The 24259-nt window shown below is 63.5% G+C and carries 22 protein-coding genes and 1 tRNA gene; 15 read left to right on the top strand and 8 right to left on the bottom strand.

The features are described 5' to 3' along the window. Positions 1–43: 43 nt before the first annotated feature. The 11 genes from MET49242_RS05390 to MET49242_RS05340 all read left to right on the top strand — a co-directional run bounded on the left by MET49242_RS05390 (position 44) and on the right by MET49242_RS05340 (position 12382). Positions 44–475, top strand: coding sequence for a hypothetical protein (locus tag MET49242_RS05390; protein WP_051134464.1), 432 nt, complete (start codon positions 44–46; stop codon positions 473–475). A gap of 147 nt (positions 476–622) precedes the next feature. After that, positions 623–1897 carry a cation:proton antiporter gene (locus tag MET49242_RS05385; RefSeq protein ID WP_051134031.1) on the top strand — a complete coding sequence of 425 codons (1275 nt, stop codon included), beginning with the start codon at positions 623–625 and terminating at the stop codon, positions 1895–1897. A 68-nt stretch (positions 1898–1965) separates the two neighbouring features. Next, positions 1966–3303, top strand: a complete 1338-nt coding sequence (gene clcA, locus MET49242_RS05380) for a H(+)/Cl(-) exchange transporter ClcA (protein WP_036281203.1) — start codon at positions 1966–1968, stop codon at positions 3301–3303. A 160-nt stretch (positions 3304–3463) separates the two neighbouring features. Beyond that, positions 3464–4033: a nucleoside deaminase gene (locus MET49242_RS05375; protein ID WP_244430718.1), complete on the top strand. Its 570-nt coding sequence runs from the start codon at positions 3464–3466 to the stop codon at positions 4031–4033. A gap of 230 nt (positions 4034–4263) precedes the next feature. Then, a tRNA-Ala gene (locus MET49242_RS05370) sits at positions 4264–4339 on the top strand. A 184-nt stretch (positions 4340–4523) separates the two neighbouring features. Then, positions 4524–5066: a hypothetical protein gene (locus MET49242_RS05365; RefSeq protein ID WP_144259476.1), complete on the top strand. Its 543-nt coding sequence runs from the start codon at positions 4524–4526 to the stop codon at positions 5064–5066. Positions 5067–5282: 216 nt separating this feature from the next. Further along, positions 5283–6980 (top strand): methyl-accepting chemotaxis protein, encoded by a 1698-nt coding sequence (locus MET49242_RS05360; RefSeq protein WP_084678904.1) that lies wholly within the window; start codon positions 5283–5285, stop codon positions 6978–6980. Positions 6981–7141: 161 nt separating this feature from the next. Then, a complete protein-coding gene (locus MET49242_RS05355; protein ID WP_036281202.1) occupies positions 7142–7342 on the top strand; it encodes a hypothetical protein in 201 nt (66 codons plus the stop codon). 194 nt (positions 7343–7536) lie between these two features. Further along, positions 7537–10761 (top strand): error-prone DNA polymerase, encoded by a 3225-nt coding sequence (locus MET49242_RS05350; protein WP_084678903.1) that lies wholly within the window; start codon positions 7537–7539, stop codon positions 10759–10761. Positions 10762–10887: 126 nt separating this feature from the next. Beyond that, positions 10888–11382 (top strand): SH3 domain-containing protein, encoded by a 495-nt coding sequence (locus MET49242_RS05345; protein ID WP_244430717.1) that lies wholly within the window; start codon positions 10888–10890, stop codon positions 11380–11382. A 115-nt stretch (positions 11383–11497) separates the two neighbouring features. Beyond that, complete coding sequence (locus MET49242_RS05340; protein WP_036281201.1) at positions 11498–12382, top strand: MBL fold metallo-hydrolase; 885 nt, start codon at positions 11498–11500, stop codon at positions 12380–12382. A gap of 6 nt (positions 12383–12388) precedes the next feature. Here MET49242_RS05340 and MET49242_RS05335 read toward each other — a convergent pair whose 3' ends face one another. The 5 genes from MET49242_RS05335 to MET49242_RS05315 form a co-directional block, all read right to left on the bottom strand. Further along, on the bottom strand, positions 12389–12721 hold the full coding sequence (locus MET49242_RS05335) for a septum formation initiator family protein (RefSeq protein ID WP_036281200.1): 333 nt from the start codon (positions 12719–12721) through the stop codon (positions 12389–12391). 69 nt (positions 12722–12790) lie between these two features. Beyond that, a complete protein-coding gene (locus MET49242_RS05330; protein ID WP_036281199.1) occupies positions 12791–13501 on the bottom strand; it encodes a PopZ family protein in 711 nt (236 codons plus the stop codon). A gap of 138 nt (positions 13502–13639) precedes the next feature. Beyond that, positions 13640–15094: a TolC family outer membrane protein gene (locus MET49242_RS05325; protein WP_036281196.1), complete on the bottom strand. Its 1455-nt coding sequence runs from the start codon at positions 15092–15094 to the stop codon at positions 13640–13642. 127 nt (positions 15095–15221) lie between these two features. Continuing rightward, a complete protein-coding gene (locus MET49242_RS05320; RefSeq protein WP_051134027.1) occupies positions 15222–15938 on the bottom strand; it encodes a protein-L-isoaspartate O-methyltransferase in 717 nt (238 codons plus the stop codon). 65 nt (positions 15939–16003) lie between these two features. Beyond that, positions 16004–16477: an Rrf2 family transcriptional regulator gene (locus tag MET49242_RS05315; protein WP_036281194.1), complete on the bottom strand. Its 474-nt coding sequence runs from the start codon at positions 16475–16477 to the stop codon at positions 16004–16006. 301 nt (positions 16478–16778) lie between these two features. On the opposite strand from MET49242_RS05315, the gene MET49242_RS05310 reads away from it, so the two are divergent. Both MET49242_RS05310 and cysK read left to right on the top strand, forming a co-directional pair. Next, positions 16779–17582: a sulfite exporter TauE/SafE family protein gene (locus MET49242_RS05310; RefSeq protein WP_036287035.1), complete on the top strand. Its 804-nt coding sequence runs from the start codon at positions 16779–16781 to the stop codon at positions 17580–17582. 26 nt (positions 17583–17608) lie between these two features. Then, complete coding sequence (gene cysK / locus MET49242_RS05305) at positions 17609–18589, top strand: cysteine synthase A (RefSeq protein ID WP_036281192.1); 981 nt, start codon at positions 17609–17611, stop codon at positions 18587–18589. Between the two features lie 51 nt (positions 18590–18640). Here the strand turns inward: cysK and MET49242_RS05300 are convergent, their stop codons facing one another. From MET49242_RS05300 to MET49242_RS23180, 3 genes are read right to left on the bottom strand one after another with little or no spacing between them, the layout of a single operon-like run. Further along, positions 18641–18985, bottom strand: a complete 345-nt coding sequence (locus MET49242_RS05300) for a hypothetical protein (RefSeq protein ID WP_036281190.1) — start codon at positions 18983–18985, stop codon at positions 18641–18643. 41 nt (positions 18986–19026) lie between these two features. Further along, positions 19027–19977 (bottom strand): aspartate carbamoyltransferase catalytic subunit, encoded by a 951-nt coding sequence (locus tag MET49242_RS05295; RefSeq protein ID WP_036281188.1) that lies wholly within the window; start codon positions 19975–19977, stop codon positions 19027–19029. 57 nt (positions 19978–20034) lie between these two features. Further along, positions 20035–22086: a bifunctional diguanylate cyclase/phosphodiesterase gene (locus MET49242_RS23180; RefSeq protein WP_158497261.1), complete on the bottom strand. Its 2052-nt coding sequence runs from the start codon at positions 22084–22086 to the stop codon at positions 20035–20037. A gap of 421 nt (positions 22087–22507) precedes the next feature. Between MET49242_RS23180 and nadA the strand changes: the two genes are divergently transcribed. Next, positions 22508–23572 (top strand): quinolinate synthase NadA, encoded by a 1065-nt coding sequence (gene nadA, locus MET49242_RS05285; RefSeq protein WP_051134025.1) that lies wholly within the window; start codon positions 22508–22510, stop codon positions 23570–23572. A 66-nt stretch (positions 23573–23638) separates the two neighbouring features. Continuing rightward, entirely contained in the window at positions 23639–24259 is a 621-nt protein-coding gene (locus MET49242_RS05280) for a DUF4202 domain-containing protein (protein WP_036281184.1), read from the top strand.

Genomic DNA, 24259 nt, shown 5'->3' with positions numbered 1-24259 from the left:
AAGCAACGAAAATGCGAAAGTCGTCCAGAACCAGGGAGAAGCGATGTATTGGGCTTCGGATTGGATATGGGGAATACCGCTTCTCGTCGTCACGATCGTCGGGCACGTTTGCGGTCTCGTCCTGATGGAATGGGCGCTGATCTTCCAGGAGCGGCGACGGAAGACCCCTCGAACAATCCCCTATTTCATCATCATGGTCGCGATGATCGCGCTTGTCGCTGCGGGCATGCATTCAATCGAGGCCGGCGTCTGGGCGCTTGTATACACCTGGCTGGGCGCGGCGGCGGATCTGCAAACCGCGCTGCTCTATTCCCTGGGCGCGATAACGAGCTACGGTCACGCCAACATAGGCCTGAGAGACAATTGGCGACTCCTCGGCGCGATCGAGGCGATGAACGGCCTGATCCTTTTCGGTCTGACGACGGCGTTTCTTTTCGGAGCAATCGCCGAAATCCGACCCGTGCGCCGGAGTTGACAAGACGCGGCTGTGACATGCCTACGCACGTCAATCCGGTTTAATAAGCGCCTCCAGATCCGGTAGACAGTCTGAATATGAAATAGCAAATTTGCCCGGGCGGCAGAGCGCCGTCTGAGACGCCCCGATCCAGAGGATGTTTCGTTCATGAACGATTTCTATGGCGTATTCATCATCTCCTGCATCGCCGTTCTTGCGCCGCTCCTCGTTCGGCTTCCCGCGCTCGCGCTAATGCCCGTGGTGGCGCTCGAACTGATGCTCGGCGTCCTCGTGGGCCCCAGCGTTATTGGGCTTGTTACGAGTGATGAGACAATAAAGTTTCTTGGCGAACTGGGTCTCGTCTTCCTATTCTTTCAGGCCGGTTTCGAGTTCAAGCAGAATGAAATCGGTCTGGCGCCGCTTCGCCTCGGCGCGCTTGCCTGGCTTGCCTCGTTCGGCCTCGCCATTGTTTTCGTCGGGGCGCTCTATTTCGCTGGCCTCGTCCGCGCGCCTCTGCTCGTCGCGCTCGTCCTGCCGACGACGGCCTTTGGCATTCTCATTCCGGTCCTTCGGCAGTCAGGCGATCTCGACAGTGATTTCGGACATTATGTTCTTGGCTCGGCCGCTATGGGCGAACTTGCTCCGCTCATTCTGGCCTCGATCGCGCTGGCGCAGGAAAAACACCACATCCATCAAACGATCCTGAGCATCCTGTTTCTTGCGATCGCGGTTGGAACGATTTTTTTCCTGACGACCATGCGGTCCGAGCGCTTGTCCGAAAAAATCGTGAACTGGCTCGGCGACAGCGAGATTCTTCCCGTTCGCGTTTCGCTGCTAATACTTCTGGGCTTCGTCGCGTTGGCCAACAGTTTCGGCGTCGAGACCGTCGTCGGAGCCTATACGGCTGGAATGGCGGTGGCCATGCTGGTTCGCGGCACAAAGGCGGAAGTGCTGGAGGATCGATTGACCACGATCGGCTCCGGCTTTTTCATCCCGCTGTTTTTCGTAGCCAGCGGCGTGGCCTTCGATCTGCCCGCCCTCGTAACAAGCCCCGCGAGCCTTGCGCGTTTCGCGCTATTTTCACTCGTTCTTCTCGTCATTCGCCTCGCGCCGCTGAATTTGTACAAAAAGGCGCTTGCAGAACGCGATCTGCCAGCGCTGGCGCTGTTATCGTCGACCACGCTCCCGCTCGTCGTCGCCATCACCTATCTCGGCGTGAGGTCGAGCCAGATGGCGCCTGAAAATGCAACGGCGCTCGTCGGCGCCGCCATTGTCACGGTGACCGTCTACCCGGCCCTGGCCTTCTGGCTTCGGACCAATCCGGAGCGAACGCATCCGGACGGCGCCATTTTCGCTGTATCGCGCAGCGTCGCGGACTGGTTTTCAGCGATGGCCTCCCGCTTCCTCACCTTGATGCCCGAGAGCCTGAATTTGAAAAAGTGATCCTTCAGCCGTCGCGCCGACTCGGCTAGACAGGAAATCTGCAAACTGCTGTCTCCGTCGCCCGTCATATGCAAACAGACCCAAACCACGAGTCGGCGCCCATTGAAAACGAAGGCGGCCTGCTGGTTCTCGCGCTGCTCTCCCTTGTCGCAGGGGCGGCGGCGGGACTCGTCGGCGCCGCATTCCGACTCGCTCTCGAGTGGGCCGAGCGGTTGCGCGATGCGCTGATCATCGTCGCGCATCGGGACAATGCGTACGGGTTCATCTTCTTCGTGACGCTTTGCGGCGTGGCGACCTTCCTCGCGGCCTGGATGGTTCGGTGTTTTTCCTTGCACGCATCGGGCAGCGGCATTCCGCATGTCGAAGCCGTGCTGCATGGACTTGTCCCGCCGGCGCCCTTTCGTCTGCTCGCCGTGAAATTCCTTGGCGGCGCGCTGGCGATCGGCGCCGGTCTGGCGCTTGGCCGGGAGGGGCCGAGCGTGCAGATGGGGGCGGTCATCGGTCATTGGTTCGGGTGGGCGTCGCGCCGGAGCTGGCCCGATTGTCGCGTGCTTATCGCCGCCGGCGCCGGGGCGGGTCTCGCTACGGCCTTCAATGCGCCGATCGCGGGAGCGGCTTTTGTGCTCGAGGAGCTGGTTCAGAAGTTCGAGCATCGCATCGCCATCGCCGCGCTCGCGTCCTCCGCAACGGCGATCGCCGTGGCGCGGATGATCCTCGGCGATACGCCGGATTTCGATGTCGGCGCGCTCCATTATCCTCCCGCCACGCAGCAGCCGCTGTTTTTCATCCTTGGCGGCGTCGCCGGACTCTTCGCGATCGTCTATAACCGCGCATTGCTTGCAACGATTGCTGCGGCCGAAGGGCTGAAGTTCGCGCCGATCGAGTTGCGCGCGGGCGTGATCGGCGCGGGCGTCGGGGCGCTGGCTTGGTATGCGCCTTCGATGGTTGGCGGGGGCGACGGAATCACGCAGCGCGCGCTGATGGGCACCGAGATTTTTTCAGCGGCGCCAATGATTTTGCTGCTCAGATTCGCGCTAGGCCATGTCTCCTATTCGGCCGGCGCGCCCGGCGGATTGTTTGCGCCGCTGCTGGCGCTCGGCGCGCTGTTCGGCTGGTTCTTCGGCGCGATTTGCCAATATCTCTTCCCGGGAGCCGACATTCAGCCGCAGGCTTTCGCGCTCGTCGGCATGACGGCGCTTTTCACCGGCGTCGTGCGCGCGCCTTTGACAGGCATCGTCCTCGTCACCGAGATGACCGCCAATACGATCATGCTCCTGCCGATGCTGGGCGCCTGTTTCGCCGCCATGCTTGCGCCGACGCTGCTGCGCGATGCGCCCATATATGAATCGCTTCGCACAGGCACGCTGCGCCGCGAGCGAGCCTTGCAGCAAAACACGAAAACATAAAAAAGCGTTTCGCGCTTCACCAAGAGATTATCAACGCCCAAGCTCAGATTGCTACGCCTTGCGCGTCGCCCCCTCGATTACAACTCGATTTGTCACGCCAAGAGGCGTGATTTAGGCTCCTCGTCGCAAGCGTGAGCGGCGTGACGAAGGAGAGTTAGGAATGATCAAACCATCATGCCGTTGTCATTGCGACATGGATAGACGCCGCGTGACGAGCGGTCTTCTTCTCTCGGCATTCGCCGCAGCTTCGACCGGCGCCTGGGCGCGCGCGACGCAGACACCCGTTCGGGCAGATGACGAGCGCTACATGCGCATTGCCCTCGACGAGGCCGCGCGCGGAGATTTTCCATTCGGCGCCGTGATCGAGAAAGGCGGGCGCGTGCTCGCGACCGGTCACAATAGCGGCAAATCGACAAATGACCCGACGGCCCATGGCGAGATGGTCGCGATCCGCAACTTCATCAAGAGCCATCCGTCGGCCGAGCTCAATGGCGCGACGATCTACACCACCGGCGAACCTTGTCCCATGTGCATGGGCGCGATCATCTGGTGCGGCTTCAGGCGCGTCGTCTTTGCGGCGTCCATTCAGGAGCTTTCGACTCGCCTCGGGCAGATCATGGTTACGAGCGAAACCGTGGCCGCCGCAGCGTCATTCGCGAATATCGACATAACCGGCGGCGTTTTCGCGAAGGAAGCGCTGGCGCTGTTTCCGCCGCCAGTGCCCGAATAGCCGCGGAGATTCGTTGGGTCCGACGCGAGACGCGCGACGATCCATTGCCGCCACAATCGTCCGATCAAAAGGCGATCTGAACGTCCTTCCCTTTTCGAGAGATTGCTTCGTCCGGGTTCGAAAAATAGGCAGGCTGCTTGAATAGCGAGATTCAGATCGTTAAAGTGAACAGACTGTAAATTGTATTTAATCCTGATTTTTCAGGAGATTGAGATCACCCGGTTCGGAACGGGGCTGTAGCTCAGATGGGAGAGCGCTGCAATCGCACTGCAGAGGTCGGGGGTTCGAATCCCCCCAGCTCCACCAGTCGCCCCAGCCTTTTTACAAACATCTTTATGAGCGAAAGCTTTATGCAACCGGATCAAAGTCAGCTTGCCGTTTGTTCTGTCCGATAATTAATTTCTCCCGTGTGACTTTATCCGGTAATGCGTTCAACAGGGAGCCCGCCTGAGTCGATGCGCGGGCTTCTTCTTTTGGAGGAAGGCATAGAATGGCCCGAAGTGGAATTTCGACTCTTGTCACGGCCGTGGTCGCAGGGGCGATCGGCTATGGACTAGGCGTCTATACGGCGCCGACCGAAGGGGTCGCTGGCCTCCGGGCCGCGATCGAGTCGCGGATAGACTCTCTCAAGGAGAAGATGAACCGGAAGCCTGAAGCGCCTGCCGAGGCTCCAGCGACGGAAGCGCCCGCGACGCCGGCTCCCGCCGAGGCGGAAGCGCCGAAGACCGAGGCGGAGCCAACCATGCCGGAGACGCCGCCGGCTGAAACGAGCGCCGCGCCGACAGAGACCCCGCCAGCCGAGGCGCCGAAGGCTGAAGAGCCCCCGCCGCCCCCCGCTCCCGCCGCCGAAGAGCCGCCGCCGGCCCCGGCGCCAGAAGCCGCTCCGCCGGCCGCAGAGCCCGCGCCGGCCGCCGAGGAGCCCAAGCCGGCGCCCGCTAAGCCGAAGCCCAAGCCGAAGCCCAAGCCGAAGGCTAAGCCGAAAGCCAAGCCGGCCGAGCCCACCGGCATTCCGGTTGAGGAACCGGCCCAATAATCGAGACGATAGCGGCGACCCTCAGCGAGGGTCGCCGTTGGCGTTAAATCAACACTCTCCGCTATTTGCCGACCATGCCCGCGCTGGTTGCGCACTGAAAAATTCCTGCGCGACGTTGCCTCTCGTTACAAAATCTTAATTGCAAAGACCGAGCTTACTCGCAACGGTTGAGCCTGAATCATATGCTCAATCAGTAAGGCAGGGTGAGCCGCATATATGTTTTTCTCCAGATTAGCCTCCCGATCCAACGCCAGGGCCGACCTCGACGCGATCAGCCGATCGCTGGGGATCATTGAATTCGACCCGAACGGCGTCGTCCTTTTCGCGAACGAAAATTTCTGCAAGACGCTCGGCTACGAACTCTCGGAGATTCAAGACAAGCATCACAGCATGTTTATCTCGCGGGATCACGCAAATAGCCCGGAATATCGCGCCTTCTGGACCAAACTCGGCCGCGGGGAATTCGACGCCGGCGAGTATCACCGCATAGGAAAAGGCGGGCGCGACGTCTGGATTCAGGCCTCGTACAATCCCGTCGTCAATTCGAGAGGCGATGTCGTCAAGATCGTTAAGGTCGCGGCGGACATCACGTCTGAAAAGCTCAAGGCCGCGGAAAATCAGGGTATCCTCCAAGCAATTTCGCGCGCGCAGGGCGTCATCGAATTCTCTGTCGACGGAATCATTCTTACCGCCAACGAGAATTTCCTGCGCACGCTCGGATATGAACTCCACGAGATTCAGGGCAAGCACCATCGCATGTTCGTCGAGCCGGCCTATGGTCAATCGGCCGAATATCGGGAACTCTGGGCGCGGCTCAACCGCGGTGAGTATATTGCGGAAGAATTCAGGCGATGCGGCAAGGGCGGCAGGGAGGTCTGGATTCAGGCCTCGTTCAATCCAATCTTCGATTTCAACAATAATGTGATCAAGATCGTCAAATTCGCGACGGACGTGACCGATCGCGTGCGGGCGGTAAGCGAGATCGGCGGCGGTCTCGAACGGCTTGCAAAGGGCGATCTCACGCAAAGAATCGAGCGCCCGTTCGTCCCGGCGTTCGACAAGCTGCGCATCGACTTCAATCATTCCGTCGAAGAAATGCAGGAGACATTGCGGCGCGTCGGCGAGAGCGGCGAGACGATCAACGTGGGCGCGGCGGAAATCCGCGCTGCAGCCGACGATCTCGCGACACGCAGCGAACAACAGGCGGCCGCGCTCGAGGAGACGGCCGCGACCGTGGCGGAGATCACGGCCACGGTCAGGGATTCAGCCAGGAGCGCGCAGAGCGCCGGCGCCCTCGTCGGCAAGACAAAAGCCAACGCCGAGAGGTCGGGCGACATCGTGCGGGACGCAGTCGCGGCGATGGGACAGATAAAGAATTCGTCCGATCAGATTTCGAACATCATCGGAATCATCGACGAGATCGCCTTCCAGACCAATCTTCTCGCGTTGAACGCAGGCGTCGAGGCCGCGCGCGCGGGCGAAGCAGGACGCGGCTTCGCGGTCGTCGCCTCGGAAGTGCGCGCGCTCGCTCAGCGCTCCGCCGATGCGGCGAAGGAAATCAAGGGCCTCATCAACCAATCGAGCGATCAGGTCGAAGCCGGCGTGGCGCTGGTCGGCGACACCGGCGAGGCGCTGACCGCAATCGTCGCCGAGATGCAGGAGCTCGACAGGAATGTGTCGGCGATCGCGGAGGCCACACATAGGCAGGCGTTGTCGCTCCAGCAGGTCAACACCGCAGTCAGCGCCATCGACCAGAATACGCAGCAAAACGCCGCCATGGTCGAGGAGACGACCGCCGCGAGCCACAGCCTTGGCGATCAGGTCAAGAGACTCTCCGAGCTTTTGAGTCATTTCAGATTCTCGGATCGCCCGGCGCGCGAAGAGTCGGCGGATCGGCCGGACATGGCGGCATAGGGCGACAGCGCGGCCGGAGCGCGCGTCGCTTCCGGCGTTCATGTGAAGGATAGACAACGTCGGCGTGACGCGTCTTTCACGAAACTCTCATCACACTCTCACATGACAACGCTACGGATGTCTCCGATGCGGCGATTTGGTCTGCTTCCCGGGGAAATGTCATGTCGAAAGAGACGATGCAGAACGCCGGCGACGTCGCGGCGGAAAAGAAAGAAGGCAACAACGGAAAAATCGTCGGCGGCGCCGTCGCCGCGGTGATTGGCGGCGCCATCGGCGCGCTTCTGATGGGCGGCTACGCCATCTTCCCCACGGCGGTCGTGGTGGGCTTGCTTGGCGTGGCGCTCGGCGCGGTCTTCGACTGAGAAGTCGAAGTTTTCAGGTAAAGCTTTCGAGCGCGTATCTGCTCTCTACATCGTTGTCGCCGGCGCGTCTGTCTTCGCCCGGCCAACTGAGGCCTCGTCCTTTCCAACGGGGCCTCTTTTTGCCTTCAGAATCACACCGCTTGACGCAGGGGCGAAAAACGGAACAATAAGAGAACAAGCATTCCGTTCCGCCCATGCCGACGCCCCGCTACGCAGAGCTTGCGACCACTACCAACTTCTCTTTCCTGCGCGGCGCGTCACACCCGGAGGAGATGGCGGCGACGGCGCTGGCTCTGGGTCATTCCGGCATCGGGATCGCAGACCGCAATTCGCTCGCGGGCGTGGTGCGCGCCTTCTCCTATCTGCGCGCGCACAGGGAAAGCGTCGGGGATTTTCGTCTGGCCGTCGGCGCGCGGCTCGTCTTTCGGGACGGGACGCCCGACATTCTCTGCTACCCGAAAGATCGCGCCGCCTATGGCCGCCTGTGCCGCCTGCTGACGCGCGGCAATTCACGCACGCAGAAGGGCGACTGCGCGCTCTTTCTCGACGACCTCATCGAATTCGGCGAGGGCCAGCATGTCATACTGATGGAAAATGGCGCGCCGCCCCCTGCCCTCATGGAGGCGCTGCACGGCCGCCTGTGGCTCGCCGCGACCGCGCTTTACGGTCCACGCCCGCGCGCGCGCCTCGCGGGCCGCGTCGAACTCGCACAAACGCTCCGCCTGCCGCTCGTCGCCGTCAATGACGCGCATATGCACGTGGCGGACCGTCGTCCGCTCGCCGACGCGCTGACCTGCATCCGCGAAAAGACGACGCTGGATGAAGCGGGCTTCCTCCTCTCCGCCAACGCCGAGAGGCATCTCAAGAGCGGGGAGGAAATGGCGCGGCTTTTCAGGCTCGCGCCGCGGGCGGTCGAGGAAAGCGCGCGTTTCATCGACGCGCTCGACTTTCGCCTTACCGACCTCGCCTACGAATACCCGAGCGAATTGCGCGAAGGCTACGCCAGCGAACAGGAGGCGCTCGAAGCGCTGTCACGCGCGGGCGCGATGACGCGCTATCCGAAAGGCGCGCCGCAAGATGTCGAAAAGCTGCTCGAACGCGAATTGCAGCTCGTCGCCGAGCTGAAATACGCCGCCTATTTTCTCACCGTGCACGACATCGTGCGCTTTGCGCGCGAACAGGGAATCCTCGCGCAGGGGCGCGGCTCGGCGGCCAATTCCGTCATCTGCTTCTGCCTCGGCATTACGGAAGTCGATCCCACGAAGCACGATCTTCTCTTCGAGCGCTTCATCTCCGCCGAGCGCAACGAGCCGCCCGACATCGACGTCGATTTCGAGCATGAGCGGCGCGAGGAGGTGATCCAGTATATCTATACGCGCTTCGGCCGCGAACGCGCGGGACTCGCCGCGGCCGTCACCACCTATCGCGGCAAGAGCGCCATTCGCGAAATCGGCAAGGCTTTCGGCTTGTCGAACGATCTGCTCGGGCGCCTCTCGTCAGCCGCCTTCGGGCGCGGCAGCGACGGCTCGCGCGCCCGGGACATTGCGCGGCTCGGCCTCGACGCCAGCGAACTCCGTTTCGCCAAGGCGCTGGCGCTGGCGGCGGAAATCGAAGGATTCCCGCGTCATCTCACGCAACATTCCGGCGGCTTCGTCATCACCCGCGACCGGCTCGACGAGGTCGTTCCCGTCTCACCCGCGGCAATGGAAGGTCGAACGACGATCGAATGGGACAAGGACGATCTCGACGCGCTGGGCCTTCTGAAAATCGACGTGCTCGCGCTCGGCATGCTCACATGCCTGCGCAAAGGACTGGATCTGCTCGCGCAACATTACGGGATCGTCCACCGCCTCTCGTCGATCCCTGCCGAAGACCAGCGCGTATACGCCATGATCTCGCGCGCCGACACGGTCGGCGTCTTCCAGATCGAGAGCCGCGCGCAAATGTCGATGTTGCCGCGGCTCAAGCCCAACTGCTTCTACGATCTCGTCATCGAGGTCGCGATCGTGCGTCCCGGCCCGATCCAGGGCGATATGGTGCATCCCTATCTGCGCCGTCGCAGCGGCAAGGAGCCGGTCTCCTACCCCTCGAAGGAGCTGGAGCAGGTGCTCGGCAGAACCTATGGGGTGCCGCTCTTTCAGGAACAGGCGATGCGCATCGCCATCGTCGCGGCGGGTTTCACGCCCTCGGAGGCCGATCAGCTGCGCCGCGCCATGGCGACCTTCAAGCGCGCCGGACTCATCGGCGGCTTTCGCGACAAGATGATCCTCGGCATGACCCGCAAGGGCTATGCGCGAGAGTTCGCCGAGCGCTGTTTCAGCCAGATCGAAGGCTTCGGCACCTATGGCTTTCCCGAAAGCCATGCTGCGTCCTTCGCCCTGCTCGTCTACGCCTCGGCCTGGATGAAATGCCGCTATCCGGACGTCTTCGCCTGCGCATTGCTGAACTCCCAGCCCATGGGCTTTTACGCCCCGGCGCAGATCGTGCGCGACGCGCGCGAGCACGGGATCGAAACGCGCGAGGCGGACATCAACGCCTCCGATTGGGACTGCACGCTGGAAGAAAAAGAAACGCGAACATCTCGACCGCCGGAGTCTCGACCAGTGGGCGACAAACGCCTCCCCCTGCACCCCCACCACGCCGAAATGGCCGGCGACATTCTCGGCGATTGCGCGATCCGCCTCGGCTTCCGGCAGATCAAGGGGCTTGCCGAGGAAGACATGCGCCGCCTCGTCGCACGGCGCGGCAAGGGCTATGATTCCGTGCGCGACGTCTGGCTGCGCGCGGAGTTGTCGCCCGCGACGCTCACCCGCCTTGCCGAGGCCGACGCCTTCGCCTCGCTCGGCCTGTCGCGCCGCGACGCGCTCTGGGCGGCGGCGGGTTTGAACCGAGTCGGCGACAAGGACGACCTGCCCCTCCTGCGCGACCTCGCCTTCGCGCCGCTCGAGCCCGACGCGCATCTGCCGCCCATGCCGCCGGGCGAGGAGGTTGTCGAGGACTATCGCTTTCTGTCGCTGTCGCTGAAAGGCCACCCCGTCGCCTTCCTGCGCCCCCGGCTCGCACGACACATCATCCCCTGCGAAGCGCTGGGGCGGGAAAGCGACGGCCGCCGGGTCACGGTCGCTGGACTCGTGCTGCTGCGCCAGCGGCCGGGCACGGCCAAGGGCGTCGTCTTCATGACCATCGAGGACGAAACCGGCGCCGCCAATATCATCGTCTGGCCGAAGCTGCTGGAGCGCCAGCGCGCCGAGGTGATTGGCGCGCGCTATGTCGCCGTCACCGGCAATTTGCAGAAGGCGGAGGGCGTCATCCATGTCGTGGCGCAGCGGCTCGACGATCTCTCCGCCGATCTGCGCCTCCTGGAGACGATGCGCGCCGCCAAGCGCGAGGCGATGCCGAAGGCGCGCAATTTTCACTGAAACAAAAGTCACGTCCAAGCAGACCCTTGGACGTTTACGTTAGAAAAAAGGAACCATTGCGCTATGAAATCGTTGTCCTTGCGCAGTTTCGCAAGCACAATCCGAAAATCGAAAAGGGAGAGATTTATGCACGCCTCGAAAACGACTTTGCGTCTGATGACAACATTTTTTGCTTGCGCCTTGACCTCCTCGGCCTTTGCCGAGTCCATCATCAGCCCCGCCTATATGCGCTCGGGGCCGAATGCGAAATTGCCGGCAATCGCCGTCATTCCCGCCGGCGCCGATGTCCAGGTGATGAACTGCTATGGCGGCTGGCGGCGCGACTGGTGCCAAGTCAATTATAATGGCGTCACCGGCTTCGTCTCCGCCGGCGTGCTCGCCGCCTCCGGCAGAAACAATGTGGTCGTCGCGCCGGTCGTGACGAACGAGCTGGGCAATATGTACAAGGGTCCCGGCACCAATTACAAGGTCATCATGGCGGTGCCGGGCGGCGCGACCGTAAACAAGGGCACATGCGTCGCTGGTTGGCAGACCAACTGGTGCCAGGTCCATTACAACGGCCGGGTCGGCTATATGATGGAAGGACTGCTCAGCCGTCAGGGCGCCTTCTTCCCGATGTAACTGAGACACGAGGCGAATGGCGCCGCAACGCCATTCGCCTTGAACCCGTTTCTCCCCGCGTCCTGAAAATTATGCTAAGCCATCCGCCGTAACCGGTTGCGCAAGGCGTCACAAAATCCACCAGTCCAGCACCCAGCCCGACGTAGAACGAGTCGCACCGCTCGTCAGACGCATCGTCGCGCCCAATCCCGGTCCATTCACATTCAAGGGGACATGCGCCTACATCGTCGGCGAAGGCGACGTTGCGATTGTCGATCCCGGTCCCGCCAATCCCCGACACATCGCCGCGATGCTCGAAGCGATCCGCGGCGAGCGCCTGCGCCATGTGCTCGTCACCCATACACATCGCGATCATTCCCCCGCCGCCAGAGCCCTTAAGGAGGCGACTGGAGCGATCATTACCGGCTGCGCGCCCTATTCGCCGCCGGAGGATATCGGTGTCACCGGCCCCGGCCTCGACGCCTCGCATGATACGGGCTACGCGCCCGACGAGATCCTCGCGGAAGGCGACCGGCTCGACCTTGCCGGCGTGACGGTCGAGGCGCTCGAGACCCCCGGCCACACGACGAACCATCTCTGTTTTGCGTTGCGCGAAGAAAAAGCGCTGTTCACCGGCGATCACGTGATGGGCTGGGCGACGACGGTAATCGCCCCGCCCGACGGCTCGATGCGCGACTATATGGAATCGATCGAGCGGATGCGCGAACGGGACGACGACATCTATTGGCCCGGCCATGGCGATCCGGTGCGCGACCCGCAACGCTACTTGCGCGCCCTTGTCCACCATCGCCGCGCGCGCGAAGCCGCGATCCTGCAGAGGCTGGAGGCCGGCGACGAAACCATCGCTGCGATCGTCGCGCGAATTTACGAGGGCGTCGACCGCCGGCTGCACGGCGCGGCGGCGATGACCGTCTTCGCGCATATGGAAGATCTGATCGCTCGCGGGCTTGCGGAGAGCGACGGCCCGGCGACCTTGACCGCGCGCTACGTGCGGCGGTGAGACCTGTCAGCGCTTGTCGCTCTCGGAGGGCAGCAGAATCACGACTTCGTTCCGGTGAACGCGCCCCAGCCGCTTGCGGGTTTCCTCGTCGAGAATGTCGGCGTCGATATTCTCGCCCTTGATCAGCGCTAGGCGGCTTTCCCACTGCATCCGCTGCAGTTTCAGAATGTCCCGTTCGAGTCGCAGCTGCGCGAGCTTCTGCTCATATTCCTCGCCGGTCTTCAGGCCGCGCTGGCCGTGGACGCCGTGCCAAACGAAATAGCCGGCCACAGTTCCCGCCACGCAATAAAGCGTGAACGGCAGGACCAGCGAGCGAAGAAGAACGCGCAAACGGTGCATTGTCGTAAAATAACGCCGACTTGGTGTAGGCGGCGTTAACGAGCTGTGAAAGCGCGCAATTTCTGGAGATCAGCGGCGACCGCCGCGCGCAACCCGCTCGATCTCGGCGCGGACGAGACGTTCGACAATCACAGGCAGATTGTCGTCGAGCCATTGCTTGAGCATCGGCCGAAGCATTTCCTGCGCATATTTGTGCAGAAGCCCGCTGTCATTGATGACCATGCTCGCCGCCAGCGCCTGAAAATGCGACGCGATCGACGAGGCTGCGTCGGGCGACATGAGCGGCGCGTCATTCTCCGCGACGACGTAGGTCTCGTCAGCCGACCGCGCGTAAGTCTCCCCGACCTCGGGCGAATTGTCGTAGTCTTCTTCCGGCTCGGCAGCGTCGTAGTCGGCGACGGGCGCCTCCTCCGTCACGCGATTGACCCGCAGCTGACGAATCTCGGCGACGGGCGTGGCCTCGCGTTCGACGGGCTCCTCGATCGCCGCCGCCTCCTCGGCGTGGGGCTCCGCGACGGGCGTGGCGACCTGCGCCTCACGCCGATCGAGCGCCGGAGCGGGATAGGCGCTCTGGGCCGACGGCGGCTCGACGGCCGGCGCAGCTTCTTCAGGCTCGCGGACGCGGCGCGGGCTTTCCCTCTCGCGACGCACTCCCGGCAGGCTGTCGTCGTCGGCGATGATCCGACGAATCGACGCGAGGATTTCCTCCATGGAGGGCTCGTGCGCGCGCATCTCTTCTTCGAGAGAGGGAGAAGGTGCAGTAGCGTTCGCTGCGCTCATGGATTGGTCTTCTTCTGGTTTGCGCCGACGGTCATGTCCTGGCTAACGCCTCATGTGTGACCGCGCATCTGATGCGAATCAACTCGCCCAAGCCGAATTCCACACCTTTCGCAGGTCGATGTCATCCATCGAATACGGCTACCGCCCGTCCGGGGTCTGGGTTCCGAACCATTTTGTCTTGACCTGCTCGAAATGGACTCCGGGGTCGTAGAGCGCGACATTGAGATTGAGCTCGCGCGCCGACAATCTGCCGATCGCGCCCAGCGCCGCATAGGACGCCACCACCCGGTCGCGCTGCGACGTCACCAGCTGCACCCGCGCGTTCAGCAACGCCTGCTGCGCGTTCAGCACGTCGAGCGTCGTCCGCTGCCCGACCTTCGCCTCCTCGCGCACGCCGGCGAGCGCCGTCTCCGCCGCCTTCACCGCCGCCTGTCCCGAGATGATCGACGCCTTCGCCGTCTCCAGCAGGCCATAGCTCGACACCACGCTCGCCCGCACGCTGTCGCGCTGCAGATCGGCGTTGAGCCGCGCCTGGCCCAGCTGCTCCTTCGCCTGACGGATCGAGGCGTATTCGGCCCCGCCCTGATAGAGCGGGATGTTCAATTGCCCGCTCGCCGCGGCCGAGAACTGCCGCGATCCCGGCAGGCCAAGAAACGAATCATACTGGTTCGACAGCTGCGCGTTCACCGACAGCGACGGCGCCAGCGCCCCCTCCGCCACCTTCACCGCGAGCTCCGCCACATCCACCTGATGCAGCGCCGCCGCCACGCCCGGATGTTCGGCGAGCGCAATCGTGATGGCGTCGTTGAGCGACTTCGGCAGCAGCGGCTCCAGCGAGCGGCCGGGCTCCAGATTCTTCGGCTCATTGCCGATGATCTGGCGATAATTGGCGACGCTCGTCTTCAGCAGCGCCTGCGCCCCGTAAAACTCCGAACGCGCCTGCGCGAGCGAAGCCTCCGCCTGCGCCACGTCGGTGCGCGTGACCTCCCCCACCTGGAAGCGGTCGCGGGTCTGCTTCAGCTGCTCCTCGAGCACCGCGATATTGCTCTTGCGCAGCGCCAGAACCGCCGTGTCGCGCAGCACATTCATGTATGCCGTGGCGCCGTTCTGAAGGATCGCCTGCTCGGTGAGCCGCATTGTCGCGCGCGCGGAGAAGACGCCGGACTCCGCCTGCCGCACCGAATTTTCCGTGCGGCCGCCGTCGAACACGGTCTGCGAGACGTTCAGCGTCGCGCCGCGCGGATAGCCGGTGTAGACGTCGCTGAAATTGCCGCCGCCGGAGGCCCCCGCCTGCTGATTGTCGGCGCCGAAGGGGATCTTGATCCGCGCATGCTGCGGCCCCGCCGAGGCGGTGATGCTGGCTTTCGGCCGAAGCCCCGCGAGCGCCTTGGGCGCGTCCTCGTCCCGCACCCGGACGCTGGCGCGGCTCTGATTCAGATCCGGATTGCCGTCATAGGCCCGCGCCAGAGCGGAAAGAAGGCTCTCCGCAAACGCAGGACAAATGCTCGCGCCCGAAAAGGCGAGCGCGAGAGCGAAAATGCGAGTCGTGGACAAAAGACCGGCCGCACGCCGCCTCGAGGCCGCCCAGTCCATATCCGATGTCCCTCCGTCGTTCCGACGCGAGGCGTCGCACGAAAACTCGAACGCCGCACGGAACGGCGAATCGAAACGATCACGCAGATACAGAACGCTAGGAACGCGATTTGGCGAAAAGGCGGCGTCAGAATGCGAAAGCCGGCGCCTTTTCGAAACCTTCGAGGACTGGCGCATTGGCGCTGAGGAGCGGGAGCTGGCCGGCGGCGCGCCCGTCCTGCCGCTCGAATCGAACGATCTGCTGGCCGGCGCCCGGCTCAGGCGTCACGATCGCGAGCAGGCGGCCGTTCGGCGTCAACTGAGCGAAGAGCGCGTCGAGACCGCTTTCGACCCGTCCGTGGACGAATATCATATCGAAAGGCCCCGCCGCCGGAACGCCTTTTTCGAGCGGGCTGGTCTCAACCCGAACATTGCCGGCGCCGAGCGCCGAAAGGCCGGCGCGGGCGCGGGCGGCAAGTTCCGGATCGCTCTCGAGCGCCACCACCTCGCCGACGAGGCCGGACAGAATCGCCGCGGAATAGCCGGCGCCGCCGATGTCGAGCGCCTTCTCGCCCGGCCGGGGCGCAGCGCCCTGAAGCAGGCGGGCGAGCACCAGCGGCGGCAAAAGGCTGCGCTTGCGGCCGCCCGCGCCCTTCACCGTCACGGCGAGGTCGGAGTAGGCCAGCGCAGACTGGCTCTCGGGCAGGAACAATTCGCGCGGGACGGCAAGGAATTGCTCGATGAGCGGAACGTCGGTCACGTCGTAGGGGCGCAGCTGCCGATCGACCATCGTGCGGCGCAACTCCGCCGTCGCTACCCCCTGCTCCGCCTCGCGCCGCGCCGGCGCCACCGCTGCTTCGGACATTCGCTTTCCGGCGTCGCGCCGGCCTTCTTTTCGGGAATTCTCCGGCGCAAGAGCCGGCCGGCGCTTTATAGGTTCGCGGTCACGCCATGTCCATCGCCCGCGAGCACGATCGCCTGACCGGCCTGACCGAGCAGGCGCATCCGTTCGAGTGAGGTGTTGTCGAGCACCTTGGCGATGGCGTCGCGCGCCTCCATCATGACGAGGCGCACCGAGCAATGCTTCTCGTCGACGCAGTCGTCGCAACGGCGGTAAATCGTCTTGCTCGCGCATTGGATCGGCGCAAGGGGGCCATCAAGCGCCCGCACGAGATTGCCGACGCTGATTTCAGAGGGCAGGCGCGCCAGCATGTAGCCCCCGCCCTTGCCTTTCTTGGAATGAACGAAACCGGCGTTGCGCAGTTCCCCGAGAATCGCATCGAGGAATTTCTTGGGGATCTGGTTGGCTGTGGCGATGTCGGCGACGAGCGCCGTCTGCCCGGGCTCGACGCCCGCAAGATGCACCATCGCTTTCAGGCCGTATTTGGCTTTCTTGGTGAGCATCCGCTCGAGAACCTTCCGAAAAGTCGGGCGCGCAGGAGGAGAATTTCGTCGATTCGGCTACGAGAACCTAATCCATCAACTCCATTGGCATGTTCGATTAACTCAGATAGGGCGGTTTTTCCACAGGATCGAGCGGCCGCCTCCCGCCTGGATCCGCCCGGCGGGCGGCGGCCGGGGACATCGCCAGCCCTGGGTAGTTGACTATTTTAATAGACTTGGTGATTATCGGATGGCGTTTAAAGAGCGCGCCTCGTCGCGTTGCGGCGCTGATCTGGATACGGGCACGGATGGAGTTCAGCACATGACCTCAATTTTCGATGCGCTGCACACCTTCAATCCCCTCTATTCTCTTTCGGGATTTGTCGTCGGGGCCCTGGTGGGTTTCACAGGCGTCGGCGGCGGGGCTCTGATGACCCCGATCCTGATGCTCTTCTTCGGCATCGCGCCGGCCACCGCCGTCGGCACTGATCTCCTTTATGCGGCGATCACCAAGAGCAACGGCACGCTCGTTCACGCCCTGAACGGCACGGTCGACTGGCGCATCACGCGGCGTCTCGCCTATGGCAGCATTCCCGCGACGATCGTCACGCTGCTCACTCTCGCCTGGATGGGCAAGAGCGCCGGCCACGCCGCCAACGGCCTCATCACCTCGGCGCTCGGCTTCGCCCTTCTGCTGACGGCCGTCGCGATCCTGTTCCGCCGCTGGATTCTCGATCACATCGCCCGCCACACCGACGGGCTCAGCGATCTCCAGACCTGCTGGCTGACCATCGCTCTTGGCGCCTTTCTCGGCGTCATCGTCTCGATCTCGTCCGTCGGCGCCGGCGCGCTGGGCATGACGGTGCTCCTGGCGCTCTATCCGCGCGTGCAGACCGTCCGGTTGGTGGGATCGGACATTGCCCATGCCGTGCCGCTGACGCTTGTCGCTGGCTTCGGCCACTGGATGATGGGCGGCGTCAACTGGCTTTTGCTGTTTTCGCTGCTGATCGGATCTCTGCCGGGCATCGCCATCGGCAGCCATCTGGCTGCAAGAGTTCCCGACCGCTTCCTGCGCCCCGTGCTTGCGACCATGATGGCTGTGGTCGGACTCAAACTGTCGATATAAGACGGCGCAAGCCGGAGGAGCGACTCATGTCGAACGAGACCAGTTTCACGCCGCCCGCCAAACCCGGGCGCGGCCGCATATATAACTCCATTACCCAGACCATTGGCGACACGCCGATTGTCCGGCTCGACCGGCTGGCGAAAGAGAAAGGCGTCAAGGCCAATCTCCTCGCCAAGCTCGAATTCTTCAATCCGATTTCCAGCGTCAAGGACCGCATCGGCGTCAGCATGATCGAGTCGCTCGAAAAGAGCGGCAAGATTGCGCCCGGCAAGACGGTGCTGATTGAACCCACTTCCGGCAATACCGGCATCGCGCTGGCCTTTGTCGCGGCGGCGCGGGGCTACCGGCTGATTCTGGTCATGCCCGAATCCATGTCCATCGAGCGCCGCAAGATGCTGGCGCTTCTGGGCGCCGAACTGGTCCTGACCCCCGCCTCTCAAGGCATGAAGGGCGCCTTGGCAAAGGCGTCCGAACTTGCCGGCGAGACTCCCGGCGCGATCATTCCACAGCAATTCGAGAACCCCGCCAATCCGGAAATCCACCGCCTGACCACGGCCGAGGAAATCTGGAACGACACCGAGGGCAAGGTCGATTATTTCGTCTCGGGCGTCGGCACCGGCGGCACCATCACGGGCGTTGGCCAGGTGCTGAAACAGCGCAAGCCGGGCCTGCGCGTCGTCGCGGTCGAGCCGGAAGATTCTGCGGTGCTGTCCGGGCGTCCGCCGGGACCGCACAAGATTCAGGGCATCGGCGCGGGCTTCGTGCCGCCCGTGCTGGACCGCGGCGTGATCGACGAAATCGTGACAATCGGGAATCAGACAGCGTTCGACACGGCCCGCCTTCTCGCGAGAATCGAAGGCATTCCGGTCGGCATTTCGTCCGGCGCGGCGGTCGCGGCGGCGCTCGAGATCGCGGCGCGGCCCGAGGCGGAAGGAAAAAATATCGTTCTGATCATTCCGTCCTTCGCCGAGCGCTATCTGTCGACGGCGCTGTTCGAAGGTTTGTGAAACAAATTACGGCCGGGCCATAAGGCGGCCCGGCCGATGTTTTCAACGCGATTATTTTTTCCCGGCCGCGACCGGAGATTTGTTGCGAAGATAGTAGCGTCCGTAGGCGCCGACGATGTAGCCGACGGCGGTGATCACGAAATAGACGACGATCAGAAATCCGCCGCGCTGATTGGCCGATGCGGCCTTTTCGAGCAGGCTCGTCACGGCGCTTTCGTCGATGAACTTGTCAGCCAGCACCCCAAAGACAACAGCGTTGATCGGCACGGTCCATGACGGCAGGCGGAAGTATCCGGTCGCCGCCGCGGTCAGGAAGGCCACCAGCCCGAAAAAGTGGACGAACTGAATGAAGATCGACTGGGAGACGAGTCCGATGAAGCGGATCAGTTTGAGCATTCCACACCCCTTGAAGGTCTAAGACCGGTTTTTCGACGATCTTACACGTTCGGGAGGTGCTGCGCGAGAGCCTCCAGAACAGCCATGCGCACCGCGACGCCCATTTCGACCTGCTCGCGAATGAGCGACCGCGTACTGTCGGCCACGACGGAATCAATCTCGACGCCGCGGTTCATTGGCCCCGGATGCATGACCAGCGCGTCCGGCGCGGCGTAGCGCAATTTCTCTTCGTCGAGACCGAAGAAATGGAAATATTCGCGCGCGCTCGGCGCCAGCGCGCCGGCCATGCGCTCGCGTTGCAGGCGCAGCATCATGACGATGTCGACGCTGTCCAACCCCCGGCGCATGTCGTGGAATACCTCGACGCCGAGACGCGACAGGCTGTCGGGCGCGAGCGTCGAGGGACCGACGACCCGTAGCCGCGCGCCCAGAGCCGAGAGCAGCAGGATGTTCGAGCGCGCGACGCGCGAATGGAGTATGTCGCCGCAGATCGCGACCGTCAGGCCCTCGATACGCCCCTTGTTTCGACGGATGGTGAGAGCATCCAGCAGCGCCTGCGTCGGATGCTCATGCGCGCCGTCGCCGGCGTTGACAACCGAGCAGTCCACCTTGCGCGCGAGAAGATGCGCCGCCCCCGCCTGCGCGTGGCGCACGACGATGATGTCCGGCCGCATCGCGTTGAGAGTGACGGCTGTGTCCAGAAGCGTTTCGCCCTTGGACTCCGAGGAGCGGGCGACGGACATGTTCATGACGTCGGCGCCGAGGCGCTTCCCGGCAATTTCAAATGACGCCTGCGTGCGTGTCGAAGCCTCGTAGAATAGGTTGATCTGCGTGCGTCCGCGAAGATTGGAGCGCTTCTTCTCGACCTGGCGTGAGACTTCGACTGCCTGCTCGGCCATGTCGAGCAGCGTCTCGATTTCGGGTCGCGACAATCCCTCGATTCCGAGCAGATGCCGGTGCGGGAAGATGACTTGTTTGGCGTCGCCTTGCATGGGCCCGTCTATAGCAGCTTTGCCCGCCGCCGCGAGCCTCGAATTTGGCGGCGGCGATTAGCCGGCGAGCGCCACGACCGGCTCCTCCGGCGTTCGGGCGGGGGCCTCCGTGATCCTGCACGACTCGAAAAGATGCGCGATCTGGCTCGCCGGCCGCGGCTGACTGAACAGATAGCCCTGCGCCTCGCGGCAGCCGAATGCGCGCAGCATTTCCAATTGGCGCCGGTCCTCCACGCCCTCGGCCGTGACGGCAAGCGACAGGGAACGCCCCAGCTCCACCGAAAGCTTGGTGACCGACGCGCACATCGGATTGGTTTCGAGATTGGCGACGAATGAACGGTCGATCTTCACGCGATCGAGCGGCAGGCCGACGAGATTGGCGAGGGAGGAATAACCCGTGCCGAGATCGTCGAGCGCCGTGCGAATCCCGAGGCGCCGCAGCGAGGCGAGCATCTCGAACGCCCTCTCGCCATCGAGGATCATCGCCGTCTCCGTCAGCTCCAGTTCGAGCCGGCGCGGATCGAGGCCGCTCCTGGCGAGCGCGGAGAGCACGGTTTGCTCGAAATTGGGCTTGCGAAGCTGAAGCGCCGAAATATTGACGGCGACGCGCAGATGGTCGGGCCAGGTTGCGGCGATGGCCATCGATTCTTCGAGCGCCCATGCGCCGACCATGTCGATCTGTCCCGCTCGCTCGAAGAGCGGAATGATTTCGCCGGCGCTCAATACGCCGCGCGCGGGATGGCGCCAGCGCAGCAGCGCTTCAAATCCGGTAGTCTCGAGCGTCTCGGTGTCCACAAAGGGCTGGAACACCATGAACAGCTCTTTTTTCGCGAAGGCGCGATCCAGTTCAGCGTCGAGCGTATTTCGCTCGGCGACAAAGCCGAAGCGATCGCGGAACAATGTGTAGCCGCAGCGCCCCGCCTGTTTCGTCGCGTACATCGCGTTGTCCGCGTTGCGCAGCAGACTTTCCGGATCGACGCCGTCGCTCGGCGCGATGGCGACCCCGATGCTGACCGAGATGGAAAAGCTGCGGCCCCCGACCTCGAAGGGAGCCCGGAACGCGTTGAGGATGCGCTCGGCGATCGAGACGGCGTCCTCCACCGAGCGGATGTCGACCGCAATCAGCGCAAATTCGTCGCCGCCCAGCCGCGCGATCAGGTCGCTCTCCCGCGTCGAAACGCGGACACGGCGCGCGGCCTCGATGAGAACGGCGTCGCCGGTCTCATGGCCCATGCTGTCATTGACGCTCTTGAATCCGTCAAGATCGAAGCACATCAGCGCGAAGCGCTCGTTGACGCGCGCGTGTCGCGCAAAGGCGCGGGTCAGCTCCTCCCGGAAGGCCACGCGGTTCGGGAGTTTCGTCAGCTCGTCGCGCAGCGCGCCCTCTTCGGCAGCGGCCTCTGCGGCGCAACGACGTGCCGCCATCGCGGCGCGGTTGATCGCCGCATTGATGATGACGACGGCGTAGATTGCGACGACTCCGGCGGCGACGTCGAAGATCGGATTATGCGCATTGACGACCGCGACGAGCAGACCGGCGACGATCGGAATGATGTGCGCGAACATCGAGACAGGGATCATCGACAGCGCAAACCCGCCGCCGAAAAGCGTCGTGAAGCAGAAGCAGGCGATCAGGAACTGCTGCGGCGGGCTCGCTTCCGCGAAGAAGAAGATCGGCAACGTGCCCCAGAGGGATGCGTGCATCAGAGCGTTTGCCGTCGCGCGCCAGACGCCGTTCGTCGAGGCCGCTCGCCGATGTGTTTGCGGCGCGCTCATGCGGCGAGCATAGATCACGCCGCCCAAAATGAAGATCGACGCGGCCCAGGCGCGAGCCTCGTCGGCCTGTGGCGTCGCCCACATCGACATGGCGAAGGTGAGGGCGCTGAAGCAGGACGCCAGCATTGCGCCGGGCGTGCTTTTCTCGAGATCGCTCAGCTGCTCGGCGCGAAATCTGGCGCGCACCGCGGGAGAAACCGTGCGGTGGTCGAAGGCCAGAGGATCGCCCTCGAAAAAGCGGCGAAGCCGGGAGAGCGCGCCGTCCTCCGCCGATCGCCGACCCCTCTCCTTGAGACCAGCGAGCAGTCCCGATCCGACCGATGAAATCGCCATGGAGCTTATCGCCGCCTTCCCCGTGTGTGTTCGTCCGACCGGACCGGTAAATCGCGTTTTGCCGCAGAATCTGCACGCCAATGCGCTCGAAATATCCCACGCCAAAAATTGCTTTTTCATAAAGCCAAGCTTCTGAAAATCGGCCGGTTCAACGTCCGGCGCCAACAGCGTAAATAATGTACACACTCTGGACGCTTGACATATGCTCAGTGCGAGCACATCTGTCCCCCAGGAGGCTGGGGTTGCGGACTGGATAAGGCCCCGTTAATCTTCAGCTAAATGAGCGCTCCGGGCGGCGATCCGCCTCGGAGATTTTATATGACCAACTTATGCTCAAATCGAGCATAAGATCAAAAGCGGCCTGAACATAAAGCGAAAGGGCCCCACGATGACGATCCGGACCATCGACCGCAGCGGCGCAATGGCGCTGGCGCCCACACCGCCGGCCGCCCTCGGCGTCGGACCGAATGGCCGATTTCCCGTCCTGCCCCGTCCCGACCTCCAATGGACGCCGGAAGTAGAGGCCGCGACCGCGCATCTCTACGAGCGCGTCTCCAGGGTCATACCGCCCGTCGAATGGCCCTTCGTCGCGCCCTACGTGAAGGCGATAAATGACATCAAGAAGACGCGCAATGCGGTGATCCTCGCGCACAATTACATGACGCCGGAGATCTATCACTGCGTCTCGGATTACATCGGCGACAGCCTCCAACTCGCCAAGCTCGCCGCGAAGTCGGAAGCCGACGTGATCGTTCAGGGCGGCGTCTACTTCATGGCCGAAACATCCAAGATCCTGAACCCCGACAAGGTGGTGCTGATCCCCGACGCCGACGCCGGCTGCTCGCTCGCCGCCTCCATCACCGGCGCCGACGTTCGCGCGCTGCGAGCGAAATATCCCGGCGTGCCGATCGTCGCTTACGTGAACACCTCCGCCGAGGTGAAGGCGGAAGTCGACATCTGCTGCACCTCGTCCAACGCGGTCAAAGTCGTCGAGAGCCTGGGCGTCGATCGCGTCATCATGGTTCCGGATCGATTCCTCGCGCAGAATGTCGCAGCGCAGACGAAAGTGAAGATCATCGCCTGGGAAGGCGCCTGCGAAGTGCATGAGCGCTTCACGGCCGAGGAAATCCAGAACTACAAGGCGGACCATCCGGGGCTGAAGGTCATCGCGCATCCCGAGTGTCCGCGCGAGGTCGTGGAAGTCTCGGACTTCTCCGGCTCCACCGCGGCGATGATCGACTATGTTCGCACGAAGCATCCGGCGCGAGTCCTGCTCGTCACCGAATGCTCCATGGCCGACAATATCGCCGCGGAGACGGTCGGCACGCAGTTCATCAGACCATGCAACTTCTGCCCGCACATGAAGCGGATCACACTGCCGAAGATCCTCGACAGCCTGCTTTATATCCGCGAAGAAGTGACGGTCGATCCGGCGATCGCCGAGCGCGCGCGCCGCAGCGTGCAGCGCATGATCGATCTGGGGTAATCAGCGATCCCCTCTTCTCTGCAAGAGGGGAGCCCCGAACAGCGGCTCGGGTGAGAGGGTTCAGACATGCCGGCGCTCGATGCGACGATTGCGGCGATCGACGCCGCCAATGCCGAAGACCCACGCCGCGTGGACGGGCGCGCGTTCGAGAGCCTTTACGCCGAACGTATGAGCGAACGCCTCGCCGCCATCTACCCCGACGCCTCGGATCTGCTGAAGATCGCCGCCCGCGCCCAGCATCTGCGACGATGGGAAGTCCCGCGCTCGGATTATCCAGAAGGACGTCGCGGCTATAACGACTGGCGCCGCGCCTGCCGCGTCCATCACGCGAATCTCGTCGGCGACATCATGCGCGCGCAGGGATACGACGACGCCGCGATCGCGCATGTCGGCGCGCTCATCCGCAAGGAGCAATTGAAGAAAGACCCCGAGTCGCAGGCGCTGGAGAATGTTGCGGCCGTCGTCTTCCTCGAACATTACTTCGACGAGTTCCTCGCCAAATATGACGGCTATGACGACGAGAAGATCGTCGACATCCTCGGCAAGACGCTTTGCAAAATGTCGCCCAGGGGACACGCGGCGGCGCTTGCCCTGCCCCTGCCCGAACGCGCGCGCAAGCTCGTGGGCGCGGCGGTGGCGCGCGAGGCGGCGGCGCTCGAACGCCTCGCCGCGGTCGCGATCGACTGA

Source organism: Methylocystis sp. ATCC 49242, from assembly GCF_000188155.2.
In the GTDB taxonomy this organism is placed as follows: Bacteria; Pseudomonadota; Alphaproteobacteria; order Rhizobiales; family Beijerinckiaceae; genus Methylocystis.
Note: the sequence above shows the minus strand (reverse complement) of the source record. Positions and strands in the feature narration are given on the sequence as shown.

Excerpts from the sequence above, each read along its gene's own strand:
- MET49242_RS05310 (WP_036287035.1), top strand. The coding sequence starts at position 16,779 with ATGACCTCAATTTTCGATGCGCTGCACACCTTCAATCCCCTCTATTCT.
- MET49242_RS05280 (WP_036281184.1), top strand. The coding sequence starts at position 23,639 with ATGCCGGCGCTCGATGCGACGATTGCGGCGATCGACGCCGCCAATGCC.
- MET49242_RS05315 (WP_036281194.1), bottom strand. The coding sequence starts at position 16,477 with ATGCTCACCAAGAAAGCCAAATACGGCCTGAAAGCGATGGTGCATCTT.
- MET49242_RS23180 (WP_158497261.1), bottom strand. The coding sequence starts at position 22,086 with ATGGCGATTTCATCGGTCGGATCGGGACTGCTCGCTGGTCTCAAGGAG.
- clcA (WP_036281203.1), top strand. The coding sequence starts at position 1,966 with ATGCAAACAGACCCAAACCACGAGTCGGCGCCCATTGAAAACGAAGGC.
- MET49242_RS05335 (WP_036281200.1), bottom strand. The coding sequence starts at position 12,721 with ATGCACCGTTTGCGCGTTCTTCTTCGCTCGCTGGTCCTGCCGTTCACG.
- MET49242_RS05300 (WP_036281190.1), bottom strand. The coding sequence starts at position 18,985 with ATGCTCAAACTGATCCGCTTCATCGGACTCGTCTCCCAGTCGATCTTC.
- MET49242_RS05390 (WP_051134464.1), top strand. The coding sequence starts at position 44 with ATGTATTGGGCTTCGGATTGGATATGGGGAATACCGCTTCTCGTCGTC.
- MET49242_RS05295 (WP_036281188.1), bottom strand. The coding sequence starts at position 19,977 with ATGCAAGGCGACGCCAAACAAGTCATCTTCCCGCACCGGCATCTGCTC.
- MET49242_RS05365 (WP_144259476.1), top strand. The coding sequence starts at position 4,524 with ATGGCCCGAAGTGGAATTTCGACTCTTGTCACGGCCGTGGTCGCAGGG.
- MET49242_RS05355 (WP_036281202.1), top strand. The coding sequence starts at position 7,142 with ATGTCGAAAGAGACGATGCAGAACGCCGGCGACGTCGCGGCGGAAAAG.
- MET49242_RS05375 (WP_244430718.1), top strand. The coding sequence starts at position 3,464 with ATGATCAAACCATCATGCCGTTGTCATTGCGACATGGATAGACGCCGC.
- nadA (WP_051134025.1), top strand. The coding sequence starts at position 22,508 with ATGGCGCTGGCGCCCACACCGCCGGCCGCCCTCGGCGTCGGACCGAAT.
- MET49242_RS05345 (WP_244430717.1), top strand. The coding sequence starts at position 10,888 with ATGCACGCCTCGAAAACGACTTTGCGTCTGATGACAACATTTTTTGCT.
- MET49242_RS05320 (WP_051134027.1), bottom strand. The coding sequence starts at position 15,938 with ATGTCCGAAGCAGCGGTGGCGCCGGCGCGGCGCGAGGCGGAGCAGGGG.
- MET49242_RS05350 (WP_084678903.1), top strand. The coding sequence starts at position 7,537 with ATGCCGACGCCCCGCTACGCAGAGCTTGCGACCACTACCAACTTCTCT.
- MET49242_RS05385 (WP_051134031.1), top strand. The coding sequence starts at position 623 with ATGAACGATTTCTATGGCGTATTCATCATCTCCTGCATCGCCGTTCTT.
- MET49242_RS05325 (WP_036281196.1), bottom strand. The coding sequence starts at position 15,094 with ATGGACTGGGCGGCCTCGAGGCGGCGTGCGGCCGGTCTTTTGTCCACG.
- MET49242_RS05330 (WP_036281199.1), bottom strand. The coding sequence starts at position 13,501 with ATGAGCGCAGCGAACGCTACTGCACCTTCTCCCTCTCTCGAAGAAGAG.
- cysK (WP_036281192.1), top strand. The coding sequence starts at position 17,609 with ATGTCGAACGAGACCAGTTTCACGCCGCCCGCCAAACCCGGGCGCGGC.
- MET49242_RS05360 (WP_084678904.1), top strand. The coding sequence starts at position 5,283 with ATGTTTTTCTCCAGATTAGCCTCCCGATCCAACGCCAGGGCCGACCTC.